At 60.6% G+C, this 14,801-nt stretch carries 12 protein-coding genes and 1 pseudogene; 9 read left to right on the forward strand and 4 right to left on the reverse strand.

Going from position 1 to position 14,801, the window contains the following annotated elements; all coding sequences use genetic code 11:
- Positions 1-180: 180 nt before the first annotated feature.
- The 4 genes and pseudogenes from betI (at position 181) to betA (ending at position 5,628) form a co-directional block, all read left to right on the forward strand.
- Entirely contained in the window at positions 181-771 is a 591-nt protein-coding gene (gene betI / locus AC0L7L_RS17620) for a transcriptional regulator BetI (RefSeq protein WP_272213373.1), read from the forward strand.
- Positions 768-2,286, forward strand: a pseudogene (gene betC, locus AC0L7L_RS17625) (choline-sulfatase). Before betI ends, betC begins: the two are co-directional and overlap by 4 nt.
- A 50-nt stretch (positions 2,287-2,336) precedes the next feature.
- A complete protein-coding gene (betB, locus tag AC0L7L_RS17630) occupies positions 2,337-3,800 on the forward strand; it encodes a betaine-aldehyde dehydrogenase (protein ID WP_473510399.1) in 1,464 nt (487 codons plus the stop codon).
- A gap of 163 nt (positions 3,801-3,963) precedes the next feature.
- Positions 3,964-5,628: a choline dehydrogenase gene (betA, locus tag AC0L7L_RS17635; RefSeq protein WP_473510401.1), complete on the forward strand. Its 1,665-nt coding sequence runs from the start codon at positions 3,964-3,966 to the stop codon at positions 5,626-5,628.
- A 105-nt stretch (positions 5,629-5,733) separates the two neighbouring features.
- On the opposite strand, the gene secB is transcribed toward betA, so the two are convergent.
- A complete protein-coding gene (gene secB, locus AC0L7L_RS17640; RefSeq protein WP_473510403.1) occupies positions 5,734-6,216 on the reverse strand; it encodes a protein-export chaperone SecB in 483 nt (160 codons plus the stop codon).
- Positions 6,217-6,352: 136 nt separating this feature from the next.
- Positions 6,353-6,907, reverse strand: coding sequence for an FxsA family protein (locus tag AC0L7L_RS17645; RefSeq protein ID WP_272213376.1), 555 nt, complete (start codon positions 6,905-6,907; stop codon positions 6,353-6,355).
- A gap of 141 nt (positions 6,908-7,048) precedes the next feature.
- Between AC0L7L_RS17645 and AC0L7L_RS17650 the strand changes: the two genes are divergently transcribed.
- The 5 genes from AC0L7L_RS17650 (at position 7,049) to gyrB (ending at position 11,945) form a co-directional block, all read left to right on the forward strand.
- On the forward strand, positions 7,049-7,750 hold the full coding sequence (locus tag AC0L7L_RS17650) for a Tim44/TimA family putative adaptor protein (protein WP_473513995.1): 702 nt from the start codon (positions 7,049-7,051) through the stop codon (positions 7,748-7,750).
- A gap of 67 nt (positions 7,751-7,817) precedes the next feature.
- Positions 7,818-8,411 carry a Smr/MutS family protein gene (locus AC0L7L_RS17655; protein WP_272213377.1) on the forward strand — a complete coding sequence of 198 codons (594 nt, stop codon included), beginning with the start codon at positions 7,818-7,820 and terminating at the stop codon, positions 8,409-8,411.
- The gene (locus AC0L7L_RS17660) at positions 8,383-8,745 is read left to right on the forward strand and encodes a helix-turn-helix domain-containing protein (RefSeq protein WP_473513997.1); all 363 of its coding nucleotides are present in this window, start codon (positions 8,383-8,385) and stop codon (positions 8,743-8,745) included. Before AC0L7L_RS17655 ends, AC0L7L_RS17660 begins: the two co-directional genes overlap by 29 nt.
- 216 nt (positions 8,746-8,961) lie before the next feature.
- The gene (locus AC0L7L_RS17665) at positions 8,962-9,168 is read left to right on the forward strand and encodes a hypothetical protein (protein WP_473510406.1); all 207 of its coding nucleotides are present in this window, start codon (positions 8,962-8,964) and stop codon (positions 9,166-9,168) included.
- A gap of 341 nt (positions 9,169-9,509) precedes the next feature.
- Positions 9,510-11,945: a DNA topoisomerase (ATP-hydrolyzing) subunit B gene (gene gyrB, locus AC0L7L_RS17670; RefSeq protein WP_473510407.1), complete on the forward strand. Its 2,436-nt coding sequence runs from the start codon at positions 9,510-9,512 to the stop codon at positions 11,943-11,945.
- A 92-nt stretch (positions 11,946-12,037) separates the two neighbouring features.
- Here the strand turns inward: gyrB and AC0L7L_RS17675 are convergent, their stop codons facing one another.
- Together AC0L7L_RS17675 and AC0L7L_RS17680 are read right to left on the reverse strand one after the other, a co-directional pair.
- On the reverse strand, positions 12,038-13,702 hold the full coding sequence (locus tag AC0L7L_RS17675; RefSeq protein WP_473510409.1) for a urocanate hydratase: 1,665 nt from the start codon (positions 13,700-13,702) through the stop codon (positions 12,038-12,040).
- A gap of 10 nt (positions 13,703-13,712) precedes the next feature.
- A complete protein-coding gene (locus tag AC0L7L_RS17680) occupies positions 13,713-14,801 on the reverse strand; it encodes a DUF917 domain-containing protein (RefSeq protein ID WP_272213381.1) in 1,089 nt (362 codons plus the stop codon).

Here is a 14,801-nt window from a genome sequence, read left to right on the forward strand (position 1 = left end):
TCGGGTCCGTTGCAAGATTGCCATTGCGCCTGAAATGGCGCGGCGAAAAACTGTTGGCTTCTTTGATTGATCAGTCAATCAATATAACATATGTTAATTCCTGTAAACGGCGAAGCCAGCAGAGTTGCATATTTCTTCGCCATTAAACGTCTCTGAGCATTTTTTCAGCGGGTTGAGCCGATGCCGAAAACCGGAATGGAAACCATTCGTCGCGAGGCCCTTGTCAGGGCAGCGATCGAGGAAGTCGGCAAGGTCGGCATGGTTGAGGTCACGGTCGCCAAGATCGCGCGGCGGGCGGGCGTTTCGCCTGCGCTCGCGCACCATTATTTCGGCTCCAAGGACAAGATATTGTTCGCGGCCATGCGGCGCATCCTTGATGAGTTCGGCACCTCGGTCAAGGCCCGCTACAAGACGGCGACCACACCGGAGGAACGTCTGTTCGCGGTGATCGAGGCAAGCTTTGGCCGCGACCAGTTCGATCCCGCCGTCGTTGCCGCCTGGCTTGCCTTTTACGTTCAGGCCCAGCGCAAGGGCGATGCCAGCCGGCTTCTCGCGATCTACGACGCGCGGCTGCGCTCCAATCTTGTCTTTGCACTCAGACAGCGTGTCAGCCGGGAGGTGGCAAACCGCATCGCCGAAGGGCTCGGATCAATGATCGACGGGTTTTACCTGCGCGCGGCGCTGAAGGATTTCGGCACCAGCCGCCAGGGCGCCATCGAAATGACCCGGGAATATCTCGAACTCACACTCGCCAAGGAGATGTCTTCATGACCGCGCGGCCGAACATTCTCGTTCTCATGGTCGATCAGCTTGCCGGGACCCTGTTTCCCGACGGTCCGGCCGACTTTCTGCACACGCCGAACCTGAGAAAGCTCAGCCAGCGTTCGACGCGTTTTCAAAATGCCTATACCGGCTCGCCACTGTGCGCGCCGGCGCGCGCCTCTTTCATGAGCGGTCAACTGCCGCGCCGCACCCGCGTTTATGATAATGCCGCCGAGTTTTCGCCTGATATCCCGACCTATGCCCATCACCTGCGCCGCGCCGGCTACCAGACCGCGCTTGCCGGCAAGATGCACTTCGTCGGTCCCGACCAGCTCCACGGCTTCGAGGAGCGGCTGACCACCGATGTCTATCCGGCCGATTACGGCTGGACCCCCGACTATGCCAGTGCCCGGCGAGCGTATCGACTGGTGGTATCACAATATGGGTTCGGTGACGGGAGCCGGTGTCGGCGAGATCACCAACCAGCTCGAATATGACGACGAGGTTGCCTATGAGGCGGTGCGCAAGGTCTATGACCTCGGCCGACGCAAGGACGACCGCCCGTTCATGCTGACCGTCTCCTTCACCCATCCGCATGACCCTTATGTGGCCCGGAAGAAATACTGGGACCTCTACGAGGGCTGCGACCATCTCGAGCCGGAGATCGACGGGATCGGTTACGATGCGCAGGACGGCCATTCGAAACGGATTTTAGATGCCAATGACTGGCAGAATTTCGATATTGCGAAGGAAGATATCCGCCGGGCGCGGCGCGCCTATTTCGCAAATGTCTCCTATATCGACGACAAGATCGGCGAAATCCTCGAAGCGCTGGACGGGACCGGTCTTGCCGAAGACACAGTGATCGTCTTCCTCTCTGACCATGGCGATATGCTGGGCGAACGCGGCTTATGGTTCAAGATGAGCTTTTATGAGGGCTCGTCGCGCGTGCCGCTGATGATCGCCGCCCCCGGTATGGCACCGGGCCTGGTCAAGACCCCGGCCTCGACCGTCGATATTGCGGCAACGCTTGCCGATCTCGCCGGCATCGACATGGCGACGATTGCGCCCTGGACCGACGGCGAAAGCCTGATCCCCGTGGCAGCAGGCGCTGCGCGAAAAATGCCGGTGCGCATGGAATATGCGGCCGAAGCCTCCGAGGCGCCGCTGGTTTCGATCCGCGAAGGCCGGTTCAAGTATAATCATTGCGAACTCGACCCACCGCAGCTTTTCGATCTTGAGGCCGATCCGCACGAGCTTACCAACCTTGCTGCAGATCCTGCCCACGCCGCCACCGTTGCCGGTTTTGCGCAAAAGGTGCGCCAGATGTGGGACATGGCGGCCTATGACGCCGAAATCCGCGAAAGCCAGGCGCGCCGTCATATCGTCTATGAGGCGCTTCGAAACGGCGACTACAAGCCGTGGGATTATCAGCCGGTCAAAAATGCCTCGGAACGGTTCATGCGCAATCACATGGACCTCAACATTCTCGAAGCCAGCCAGCGCTGGCCCCGTGACAGATAGGGCGTTCGCGCACCCCGAAACAACGAATGCGGACCAAGCGGAGAGCAACAATGCGTGCACAGCCGAAAGCCAGCCATTTCATCGATGGCGACTATGTCGAGGACAAGGCCGGCCAGACCTTTGAAAGCATTTATCCGGCCACCGGCGAGGTGATCGCGACGCTTCATGCGGCAACACCGGCGATCATCGAACGCGCTATGGCGGCCGCCGAACGCGCTCAGAAACAGTGGGCTGCCCTCCTTCCGGTCGAACGTGCCCGCGTGCTGCGCCGGGCATCCGACCTGATGCGTGAGCACAATGATGCACTGTCGGAACTCGAAACGCTGGACACAGGCAAGGCCATTCAGGAAACGCTCGTGGCTGACGCGGCATCGGGTGCGGACGCGCTTGAATGGTTTTCCGCGCAGGCCGCCGGCCTTTCCGGCGAGAGCGTGCCGCTCGGCGAAGGCTTTGCCTATACGCTGCGTGAACCGCTCGGCATCTGTGTCGGTATCGGCGCCTGGAACTATCCGATCCAGATCGCCTCCTGGAAGGCCGCGCCGGCGCTTGCCTGCGGCAATGCCATGGTGTTCAAGCCGTCCGAAATGACGCCGCTCTCGGCACTGAAACTGGCGGAAATTTTTATCGAGGCGGGAGCGCCGAAGGGGCTCTTCAACGTGGTCCAGGGCTTCGGAGACGTGGGCGCCGCCCTTGCCAGCCATCAAAAGACCGCCAAGGTTTCGCTGACCGGTTCGGTCCCGACCGGCGGCAAGGTCTATGCCGCAGCGGCGTCGGGCATGCGCCACGCCACCATGGAGCTTGGCGGCAAGTCGCCGATGGTGGTGTTCGAGGATGCCGACATCGAAGACGCGATCGGCGGCGCCATGCTCGGCAACTTTTATTCCACCGGCCAGATCTGCTCAAACGGCACACGGGTTTTTGTGCAGAAATCCATTCTGGAGGCGTTCCTCACCCGGCTTGCAGAGCGCACGGCCACCATCCGCCTGGGCGATCCGCTGGATCCCGAAACCCATCTTGGGCCGCTGATTTCCGAGGCCCAGCGGGGCAAGGTTCTGGCCTATATCGCCTCAGGAAAAAGCGAGGGCGCGCGGCTCGTCACCGGCGGCGGTGTTCCAGATGGCCCGGCGTTTGCCGACGGTGCCTATATCGAGCCCACCGTGTTTGCCGATGTCACCGACGATATGACGATCGCGCGCGAGGAGATCTTCGGCCCGGTGATGAGCGTGCTTTCCTTCGACAGTGAGGACGAGGTGATTGACCGCGCCAACGGCACACCGTTCGGGCTGGCCGCCGGCGTGTTTACCCGTGATCTCGCGCGCGGTCACCGCGTTGCAGGCCGTCTTCAGGCCGGTATCTGCTGGATCAATACCTATAATCTGACACCGGTGGAAATCCCCTTCGGTGGCGTCAAGCAATCCGGCTTCGGCCGCGAAAACGGTCGTGCAGCGATGGAATACTATTCGCAGACGAAAACCGTTCAGGTGGCGCTCGGCAGGGTCGACAGTCCCTATTGAGCATCGCCGGTCGCCGGGGTGCGCTGCCCCGGCGGAACGGTGCGGCAAGCGCTGGAGGAGGACAATTAAGGCCCGTGGGGCCAACCGGCCGGAGAGTATCTCCCGGCGGGTGAGAATGAAAATTGCCGGCCTCGCCGACAGATTAAAAGGTGAATGACACCCCATGACTGAAGCAGATTTTGTCATCGTCGGTTCCGGATCGGCAGGCTCGGCACTGGCCGCGCGCCTCTCGGAAGACGGAAAGCACTCCGTGCTGGTGCTCGAATTCGGCGGAACCGATATCGGCCCGTTCATCCAGATGCCGGCAGCGCTCTCCTACCCGATGAACATGAAGCGTTACGACTGGGGTTTTGTCTCCGAACCGGAGCCGCATCTCGGCAACCGCCGGTTGGCAACCCCGCGCGGCAAGGTGATTGGCGGCTCGTCATCAATCAACGGCATGGTCTATGTCCGTGGTCACGCCCGCGACTACGACCACTGGGCCGAAAGCGGCGCCACCGGCTGGGGTTATGCGGATGTGCTGCCCTATTACAAGCGCATGGAACACTGGCACGAGGGCGGCCATGGCGGCGACCCGGCCTGGCGCGGCAAGGACGGCCCGCTGCATGTGACGCGAGGCCCGCGCCAGAACCCGCTGTTCCATGCCTTTGTCGAGGCGGGAAAACAAGCAGGCTTCGAGACGACGGGCGATTATAACGGCGAGAAGCAGGAAGGCTTCGGACCGATGGAGCAGACGGTGTGGAAGGGACGGCGCTGGTCTGCGGCCAACGCCTATCTCAAACCAGCGCTGAAAAGACAAAATCTCGACCTGATCCGCTGCCTTGCCCGCAAGGTGATCATCGAGGATGGCCGCGCGGTCGGCGTCGAGGTGGAGCGTGGCGGCGTGGTCGAGACCATCCGTGCCCGGCGCGAGGTCATTCTCGCGGCCTCTTCGATCAACACGCCGAAAATTCTGCTTCTCTCCGGTATCGGGCCTGCAGCGGAGCTTGCCGAACACGACATTCCCGTCGTCGCCGATCGCCCCGGTGTCGGCAAGAACCTGCAGGACCATCTGGAGGTCTATATCCAGCAGGCGAGCACCCAGCCGATCACGCTCTACAAGCACTGGAACATCTTCGGTAAAGGGCTGGCGGGCGCGCAGTGGCTGTTCTTCAAGAACGGCATCGGCGCGTCCAACCAGTTCGAAAGCGCCGCCTTCGTGCGTTCCCGGCCCGGCGTCGACTATCCCGATATCCAGTATCACTTCCTGCCGATGGCGGTGCGCTATGACGGCACAGCGCCGGCGGAAGGCCACGGCTTTCAGGCCCATGTCGGGCCGATGCGCTCGCCCTCGCGCGGGGAAGTGACGCTGACGGGCAATGATCCGAAGGACGCCCCGAAGATCGTGTTCAACTATATGAGCCATGAAAAGGACTGGGAAGATTTCCGCCATTGCGTTCGGCTGACGCGCGAAATCTTCGCGCAACCCGCTTTCGATCCCTATCGCGGCAAGGAAATTCAGCCGGGCAGCGATGTCGAAAGCGATGACGAGATCGACGGTTTCATCCGCGAACACGCCGAAAGCGCTTACCATCCTTGCGGCACCGCGAAGATGGGCCGTGCCGATGACAAGATGGCGGTGGTCGATCCCGAATGCCGGGTGATCGGTGTCGAGGGCCTCAGGGTTGCCGACAGCTCGGTGTTTCCACGCATCACCAACGGCAATCTCAACGCACCGTCTATCATGGTTGGCGAAAAGGCCAGCGATCACATCCTCGGCCACCAGCCACTGGCGCCGGAAAACGCGGTTCCGTGGTCAAATCCGCGCTGGCAAACCTCCGACCGCTGAGGCACCGCCGAATGCAAAGCTCCCGAATTAAAGCGGGCAGGCCCACCAGGAAACAAAAAACCCGGCCGCAAAGCCGGGTCTTTTTATACGTAATGAGCGTGCGGCTCAGTTGGCCGGCTGCTGCACCTTGGCGCGGGCCTGCTCCTCGGCCATACGCTTCTGGAACATCTGCGCAAAATCGATCGGGTCCACCAGAAGCGGCGGGAAGCCGCCATTGCGGGTGGCATCGGCCACGATCTGACGGGCAAACGGGAACAGCAGGCGCGGGCATTCGATGAACAGCATCGGCAGCACGTGTTCCTTGGGGAAGTTCGCGACCCGGAAGACGCCGCCATAGACCAGTTCGCACAGGAACACAGCCTTGTCCTTGGACTTGGCTTCGGCCTTCAGCGAAAGCAGAACATCGTAATTGTCTTCGCCAAGCGGATTGGCGTTGACGTTGACACTGATGTTGATGTTCGGCTGGCCATCACGCTTCTGCAGCGAAGCCGGAGCACCGGGATTTTCAAAGGAGAGATCCTTGATGTACTGAGTGAGAATGCTCAGCGAAGGGCTTTCCTTCTTTTCCGCACCGTTTTCCTCTGCCATTTCGCGTCCTTTCGAGTGATCAATTTGGATTGCCAGTTAGCACTTAGGGCGCGCGCGCACAACCCTTGGCAGGTGTTGCAACGCCCGCAGCGCAGGGTGAGACGCCGACAGTCGCATGTCGAAGAGACTGAAACGGCTACCGGTCCTTGTCGTTCCGCTTGTCGTCATCGGAGCGGTCATCATCCAGCCGGTCGCGCTCGGCCCAAGGCGAATTGGCGTCAGGGGAACCGGAGGAGAAGTCTTCGGAATCGAGATCGACCACGGTTGCGCCCCTGCCGCCCGGCGGCCGTCGCGACCCGCCCGGACCGGCTCCCGACCGGAAGAAGGAAGAACCCTGGGATACAACCACCATATTCTTGCTGATCCGCCGCCAGACGAAGTCCCGGAACGGCGGTATGAACAGCAGAAAGCCGAGGATGTCGGTCACAAAGCCCGGAATCAGCAACAGGATGCCCGCCAGCACGATCATCGCGCCATGCACCAGCTCCCGTCCGGGATCGCCACCGTCACGCACATCGGTGTTGAGCCGCTGCATCACGCCGAAGCCCTGAACACGCAGCAAAATCGCGCCGATGATGGCTGTGAGGATAATCAAACCGAGTGTCGGAAACAGCCCGATGGCACGGCCAACAACGATGAAACCGGCGATCTCAACAAAAGGAAAGAGGATGATGGCAATCAGAAGCGGCAAAACGGTTTCCTGTTCGGTTCGTCTTTCGTTATGATCATGACGAAATGAACGTCTTCATTCGAAGTGTTACATTTGAATCATGGCCCTGTGAAGTCTATATGGGGGTGGGAAACAACAGGGAAAATGGCGGTTAACACCAAAATGGGCACAAGTGATCTGATTACACTCTTCTTTCTGATTGCCGCGGTGGTGATTTTTTTCCAGCTCCGCAACGTTCTGGGCCGCCGCACGGGCAACGAGAAGCCGCGCTATGAGCAGACCCCGGTTCGCTCGCGTACCGACGCGACCGAGGCCGTCGGCGAAAAGGGCAATGTGATTACGCTGCCTGGCGCCGAAAAGGATCAGAAGGCTGCCCGCATGGCCGCCATCGACAAAATTTCGCCGGAGGGGACCGCAGTAAACACAGGCCTCCGCGAGATCGTTGAAGCCGATCCGCAGTTCGAGCCCGATACCTTCCTCAAGGGCGCAGGCGCGGCCTATGAAATGATCGTGATGGCGTTTGCCGAAGGCGACCGGCGCACACTGAAGGACCTCCTTTCCAAGGAGGTCTATGAGGGCTTCAATGCCGCTCTCAGCGAGCGCGAGGCAAGCGGCGAAACCGTCAAGGCGAATTTCGTCGGTATCGAAAAAGCCGAGATCACCGAGGTGGACGTTGAAAATACGGAGGCCCGGATCACACTCAGGATTGTCAGCCAGATGATTTCCGCGACCTATGATACGGACGGCGGCGTTGTTGAAGGCGATGCCGAGCAGATTGCCGAGGTTCGCGATCTCTGGACATTCGCACGCGATACGCGCTCGCGGGATCCGAACTGGAAGCTGATCGCCACGGCTTCCGAATAGCGGTTAGCCTCTGTGGTATGAAGCGGCGTTCAGACGCCGCTTCTTTTTGTCGGGAGTTTCTTTCAAGATGAGCCGCCGGAAGCTCTCGTCAGAAGAGCGGGAATTGTGGAACAAGGTCGCGCGTACGGCACGGCCGTTGCCAGGCAAAAAGCTGGAAAAACACTCGGCAAATCCGGAAAGTTTTCCCGACCTGATGAATGGCATTGCCGCAGAAGGCAAAAAGGCGGACACAGGAAAGACCAGCGTCTCGCCGCTGGCATTGCCGAAAAAGCTGGCGCAGGATCAGGCCCGAAAGCACCATCCGCTCGAGCGGCCCATCAAGCGCAAGCTGGCAAGCGGACGGCTGTCGATCGACGCCAGGGTCGATCTGCACGGCCTGTTTCAGGACGAGGCGCATGCCCTGCTTCTGGCATTTCTGCACCGCGCACATGCCAGGGGGCACCGGCATATTCTGGTGATCACCGGCAAGGGCGGATCGATCGGCAGCGACGGGGTTTTGAAACGGGCGGTGCCTATGTGGTTTTCGCTGCCGGACTTCAGGCCGCTGATTTCTTCCTATGAAACGGCGGCCCGCCAGCATGGCGGCGAGGGCGCGCTTTATGTGCGGCTTGCCCGGAGAAAGGGACATGAGCATGACTCCGTTCGGAGAGGCCGTTCGTGAACTGAGGGCGCGGCGCGGCGTTTCGCAGAAACAGATGGCCGAGGCCATCGGCGTGTCAGCCGCCTATCTCTCCGCGCTTGAACACGGGCGACGCGGCAAGCCGAGTTTCGACTTCCTTCAGCGCGTTGCCGGCTATTTCCATATTATCTGGGACGATGCCGAGGCGTTGTTTGCCATTGCCGATCAGTCCGATCCTCGCGTGGTGGTCGATACAGCCGGGCTTTCCCCCGCCCATACCGCCTTTGCCAACAGGCTTTCGCGCATCATCGGCCAGCTCGATGAAGAAGCACTCGGAGAACTTGATCTGCTGATTGACCGGAAACTTGCGCGCTGACCCCGAAAAATGACGATTCTCACGGAGTTTGAGGGAGATCAAAGAACAATGCAGTCTGGATTACTAATCTGAAAATGCATTCGGGACCTCAATACGGCTTCTGGCCAAGAGGTTCACTGCATCCGGCCCTGCAAGTCGTGTACGGGGTCCCGATTGCGAAAACCGTTTCCCACCGGAGAGCGCCTCCCAAACGCCAGATATTCCATGGAGAAGGACATGGCCCCCACGGCCGCCCATTCCAATCGTGTACGTAGTACAACCGCCACATCCCCCTCGACCAACCAGATCATTCGTGACAGCTATCTCTACCTTCATTGGAACGGCATCCTGACCCATGACAGGGCCGAACACGAGATGGCGACCTTTGCCGATGCCGCGCTGATCGAGCCGAATGAACGCTGGGGCCGTCGCAAGGCGGGCTGATCTCGCCCTTCCTTGCCGATTTTTCAGGTCGATCCGCATTTTCGAGGCGGCGCTCCCGGCGGGGCGCCGCCTGCATTTTTCAGGGTTGGTATCGCGCACCCGCAACCGGTCCATCACGGACGGTTACCCGCTGATTTTCAAGCGCGAGATCGATGGCTTCCGGTGTCGGCATGCCCCGCCATTGAAACAGGCTAGGTTTATCCCCAATTTGACTGTAAAAGGGGCCGTAGTGATTTGAGCGGAAACGGCTTTTCCCCTAAGCTTTGCGCTTGAAAAAGCAGTGATTCGGTGGCGTTTTACGTAACCTGCCGCACCCCTGACAAATTCGGAAAGACCTGTTGATGAGCGAAACTCCAGAAACAGCCGTCGGCCTTCCGGCCGAATACGGCGCCGATTCGATCAAGGTTCTCAAAGGCCTCGACGCCGTGCGCAAACGCCCCGGCATGTATATCGGCGACACGGATGACGGTTCGGGTCTGCATCATATGGTCTATGAGGTGGTGGATAACGCCATCGACGAGGCACTTGGCGGCTACGCCGATCTCGTGACCGTGACGCTGAACCCCGATGGTTCCGTGTCGGTCACCGACAATGGCCGCGGCATCCCGACCGACATTCATACCGGCGAGGGTATTTCGGCGGCAGAAGTCATCATGACCCAGCTGCATGCGGGCGGCAAGTTCGACCAGAATTCCTACAAAGTTTCCGGCGGCCTGCACGGCGTCGGCGTCTCGGTGGTCAATGCCCTGTCGGTCTGGCTGAAGCTGAAGATCAAGCGCAATGGCAAGCTGCACGAGATCAGCTTTACCCATGGTGTTGCAGACAAGCCGCTGGAAGTGATCGGCGATGCTGCCGGTGAGACCGGAACCGAGCTCACCTTCATGCCGAGCCAGGAAACCTTCACCATGGTCGAGTTCGACTATGACACGTTGGAAAAGCGTCTGCATGAACTGGCCTTCCTGAATTCCGGCGTGCACATTCTTCTGACCGACAACCGCCATTCCGAAAAGATCGAGAAAGATTTGCACTACGACGGCGGTCTCGCTGCCTTTGTCGCTTATCTCGACCGCTCCAAGAAACCGCTGGTCAGCGCGCCGATCGCAATCTCCACCGAAAAGGACGATATCACCGTCGAAGTGGCAATGTGGTGGAACGACAGCTATCACGAGAATGTGCTGTGCTTTACCAACAACATTCCCCAGCGCGACGGCGGCACCCACATGGCCGGTTTTCGTGGCGCGCTGACCCGCCAGATGATTGCCTACGCCGATACGTCCGGCATTTTGAAGCGCGAGAAAGTATCGTTGACGGGCGATGACTGCCGCGAAGGTCTGACGGCCGTGCTTTCGGTCAAGGTTCCGGATCCAAAATTCTCCTCGCAAACCAAGGACAAGCTGGTCTCCTCCGAGGTGCGCCCGGTCGTTGAAAGCTGCGTCAATGAAGCGCTCGCGCAGTGGCTGGAAGAGCATCCGAACGAGGCCAAGATCCTGGTCACCAAGGTTGCCGAAGCCGCATCCGCCCGTGAGGCAGCGCGCCGTGCACGTGAACTGACGCGGCGCAAGGGCGCGCTCGACATCGCTTCGCTGCCCGGTAAGCTTGCCGATTGCTCCAACCGCGACCCGGCGAAATCCGAGCTTGTCCTGGTGGAGGGTGATTCCGCTGGCGGCTCGGCCAAGCAGGGCCGCTCGCGCGAGACCCAGGCTATTCTGCCGCTTCGCGGTAAGATCCTGAACGTCGAACGCGCGCGCTTCGACAAGATGCTATCGAGCCAGGAAATTGGCACGATGATTACGGCGCTCGGCACCGGCATCGGCAAGGACGAGTACAATCCGGACAAGCTGCGCTACCACAAGATCATCATCATGACCGATGCTGACGTTGATGGCGCCCATATCCGTACGCTGCTTCTGACCTTCTTCTTCCGTCAGATGCCGGAACTGATCGAACGCGGGCACCTCTATATCGCCCAGCCGCCGCTCTATAAGGTGACGCGCGGAAAATCGACGCAGTACCTGAAGAACGAGCAGGCGCTCGAGGATTACCTGATCGACCAGGGTCTCGAGGATGCGTCCCTTCATCTGGGCACCGGTGAAGTCCGCGCCGGCGCGGATCTGCGCCAGGTCATCGTTGATGCCGTGCGCATGCGCAATCTCATGGAGGGCATCCATTCCCGCTACGACCGCGCGGTCGTCGAGCAGGCGGCGATCGCCGGTGCGCTCAATGCCGAACGGGTGACCGACCCGGCCGAGGCCGAGCGCCTTGCTGCCGATATCGCCGCCCGGCTCGACGTGATCGCCGAGGAAACCGAGCGTGGATGGGAAGGCTTCGTGCGCGAAGATGGCGGGCTCCGTTTCGAACGCACGGTCCGCAGCGTCAAGGAAGTGGCCTCGCTCGATATGGGCCTGATCGGTTCAGCCGATGCGCGCTATATCGACCAGATGCAGAAGCGGCTGTTCGAAATCTACGAAAAACCGCCGCGGTTGAGCCGCAAGAATGGCGACCTCACCATCTACGGCCCGCGCGCCATGCTGGAAGCCGTGTTCGAGGCCGGACGCAAGGGGCTGACGACACAACGCTATAAAGGCCTGGGCGAGATGAATGCCGAGCAGCTCTGGGAAACGACGATGGATCCCAATGTCCGCTCGCTGCTGCAGGTCAAGGTCAACGACGCCACCAGCGCCGACGGGCTGTTCTCGCGCTTGATGGGTGACGAGGTTGAACCCCGCCGTGACTTCATCCAGGACAATGCGCTTTCGGTTGCCAATCTGGATATCTGACCGGCGCGGCTGTGCCATGCGGCAAGGCGGGCTCATTTCCGCTCTGAGACGTCATCCCCGGGTTTGTCCCGAGGATGACGCAAATGTCGGGCTTAGACTTCCAGCGGCAGATGGCCGACATCACCGCGCTTTGCAGCATCTTCGGCCGCCTCATACCCTGCATCGGCATAACGGATAATCCCCAGCGACGTATCGTTGGTGAGCGCGTGTTCCAGCCGTTCCGCGCCATCGGCCGTGCCGTCGGCGATGATGGTGACGCCGGCACTGGTCATGTAACCGGCATAGCCGCCGCCGCCGGAATGGATGACGACCAGATCGGCCATCGAGGCGCACATCGTCATGGCGTTGATCAGCGGCCAGTCGGCAATCGCGTCCGATCCGTCCTTCATGTTCTCCGTCATGATGTTGGGATGCGCCATGGCTCCGGCATCAAGATGATCGCGGGAAAATGCGACCGGTCCCTTGAGCTCGCCGTTTTCGACCAGTTCATTGACCGCCACAGCAAGTCTGGTGCGCTCGCCATGACCGAGCCAGGCGATGCGGGCCGGCAGGCCCTCGAACGGTACGTTTTCGCGCGCCAAACGGATCCAGTTGGTGACGATGAAATTATCCGGAAACATCGCCAGAACCAGATCATCGATGCGGGCGATATCGCTTTCCTCCCCCGACAGCGCCATCCAGCGGAACGGGCCGATCGCTTCGGCAAACAGCGGCCTGAGATAGGCCTCGGTGAAGATCGGAATATCGAAGGCATTGGCAACGCCGCCTTCGCGCGCCTGGGTACGAATCAGATTGCCATTGTCAAACACTTCCGCACCGTTTTGCTGGAATGTCAGCATCGCTCGCACATGCTCGGCAACCGAGGCACGGCTTGCGGCCATCAGCTGAGCCGGGCCTTCCTCGCGAAGGCGCTTCACCTCCGCAAGGCTCATGCCCTTCGGCACATAGCCATAGACAAGGTCGTGGGCCGAGGTCTGGTCGGTGACGATATCGGGCGTGATCCCGCGCCGGACAATCTCGGGATAGATATCGGCGGCATTGCCGACAAGCCCGACCGAAATCGCCTTTTTGGCGGCAACCGCCTCGTCGATCATCGCAAGTGCTGAATCGAGATCGGGCGCGATCGCGTCGAGAAAGCCGATCTCGTGACGTTTTTTGGCGCGCTCATCATCGATATCGACCACCAGGATGGCGGCACCGGCCATGCGGCCGGCGAGCGGTTGCGCGCCGCCCATGCCGCCGAGTCCTGCAGTCAGGATGAAGCGGCCGGCCAGCGAACCGTCAAAACGCTTTTCGGCGATCCGCATGAAGATTTCGTAGGTGCCCTGAATGACGCCCTGCGAACCGATATACTGCCAGGCGCCGGCCGTCAGTCCACCCCAGCAGATCAGGCCCTTGCGTTCCAGCTCGTAGAAGACTTCGGCCTTTGCCCACTGGCCGACGATATTGCAGTTCGCCATGATCACCAGCGGGGCTTTTGCATGGGTCTTCAACAGGCCGACCGGCTTGCCGGACTGGATGATCAGCGTCTGGTTCTCGTCCATCTCGAGAAGCGTCTTCACGATCATGGCATGTGAGGGCCAGTTGCGCGCGGCCTTGCCAAGGGCGGCATAGACCACGAGGTTGTCCGGGTCTTCGCCAACGGAAAGCACATTTTCCATCAGACGCAGCAGAGCTTCCTGCCGCCAGCCTTTGGCGCGGATTTCAGGCCCGCCGGGGATCGGAAAACGCGGGTGGCGCGGATTGTCTTTCGGCATGTTTTCCTCCTCAGGCCAGCGCGTAATCGGCAATCGAAATGCCGAGCGCCTTTTCCACCACCGGATAGACCGCCGGGTCCTTCACGCTGGAAGACAGCGGAATAACCGTCTTCGGCACATGCAGCACAAAGATCGTCATGCCCTCTTCAAGTTGGCCGACGCTCAAGGGCTCGCCGTCTTCCGAAAGCGTGGTGATCACGTCGGGAAAGGTTGCAAGCCGCGTCTCGCCCACATCCTCCACGGCCATATATTCGTTCATCACATGCAGCAGCATTGCCTTGTCGCCGGAACCCACCGTCACCGTGCCGACATCGAAGGCCTCATTGGTGTAGATAACGGCCTTTTTCGTCACCTTGCCCTCGGTCAGGATTGCACCATTGGTGGTTTTGACGATGGCGTCGATGACGGCCGAACCGCTCTTTTTCTCCGCCGCGATGATGGCTTCACCGAGTGCGAGCGCCATGGAAATGCCGCCGAGTGCGGCATTGGCTTTCACGTAAGATGCGCGCAGCGGATTGCGGCACGACGCGATAAAGCCGCCGGACTGGTCGGCAGCGGTTCGAAGCACCGGCGAGATCTTCGCCGTCGCACCCTTGACCACCAGTTCGATATAGCGGTTTTCGGCGCGATTGCCGCCAACGGCGGTCTGAATCATCTGCTCCGGCGAACTTGCCATGCCGATTGCGCCCATATCACCGGTCGGATGGGCGCGGATATCACCGACGGCATCGACCACCTTGGTACCGAGCACGGCGGATGGCAGCCAGCCGTTGAGCGTCGAGGATTTGCCGTTCTGGCCGACGATCAGGCCGGAAAGCCGTTCGCCAAGCGCCTCCTGCAGCAGCTCTGCCGCCTTGATGTAGTCGATGCCCTGCATCTCCCAGGGCGTCGTCGAGGCCGGCGCGCCGATGGCAGCAGCCGTTGCCACCCAGTCATTGTCGGAAAGCTCTTCCACCGAGACCAGTTCCGGCTTGCCGACATTGACGGCGGCATAGCCCAGCATACGGCCGTGATCGGCCCAACCACCGCCACCGGCGGCATAAACCGAGCCACCCTTGACGGCGGGCTCCACATCTTTGGTCGTCAGGATACGGCCCAT

The organism is Martelella sp. K41-7, from assembly GCF_055808365.1.

Bases quoted from the DNA above. Each gene is read 5' to 3' on its own strand.
- AC0L7L_RS17660 (WP_473513997.1), top strand. From the start codon at position 8,383: ATGACTCCGTTCGGAGAGGCCGTTCGTGAACTGAGGGCGCGGCGCGGC.
- betI (WP_272213373.1), top strand. From the start codon at position 181: ATGCCGAAAACCGGAATGGAAACCATTCGTCGCGAGGCCCTTGTCAGG.
- betB (WP_473510399.1), top strand. From the start codon at position 2,337: ATGCGTGCACAGCCGAAAGCCAGCCATTTCATCGATGGCGACTATGTC.
- AC0L7L_RS17665 (WP_473510406.1), top strand. From the start codon at position 8,962: ATGGCCCCCACGGCCGCCCATTCCAATCGTGTACGTAGTACAACCGCC.
- gyrB (WP_473510407.1), top strand. From the start codon at position 9,510: ATGAGCGAAACTCCAGAAACAGCCGTCGGCCTTCCGGCCGAATACGGC.
- betA (WP_473510401.1), top strand. From the start codon at position 3,964: ATGACTGAAGCAGATTTTGTCATCGTCGGTTCCGGATCGGCAGGCTCG.
- secB (WP_473510403.1), bottom strand. From the start codon at position 6,216: ATGGCAGAGGAAAACGGTGCGGAAAAGAAGGAAAGCCCTTCGCTGAGC.
- AC0L7L_RS17655 (WP_272213377.1), top strand. From the start codon at position 7,818: ATGAGCCGCCGGAAGCTCTCGTCAGAAGAGCGGGAATTGTGGAACAAG.
- AC0L7L_RS17680 (WP_272213381.1), bottom strand. From the start codon at position 14,801: ATGGGCCGTATCCTGACGACCAAAGATGTGGAGCCCGCCGTCAAGGGT.
- AC0L7L_RS17650 (WP_473513995.1), top strand. From the start codon at position 7,049: ATGGGCACAAGTGATCTGATTACACTCTTCTTTCTGATTGCCGCGGTG.
- AC0L7L_RS17675 (WP_473510409.1), bottom strand. From the start codon at position 13,702: ATGCCGAAAGACAATCCGCGCCACCCGCGTTTTCCGATCCCCGGCGGG.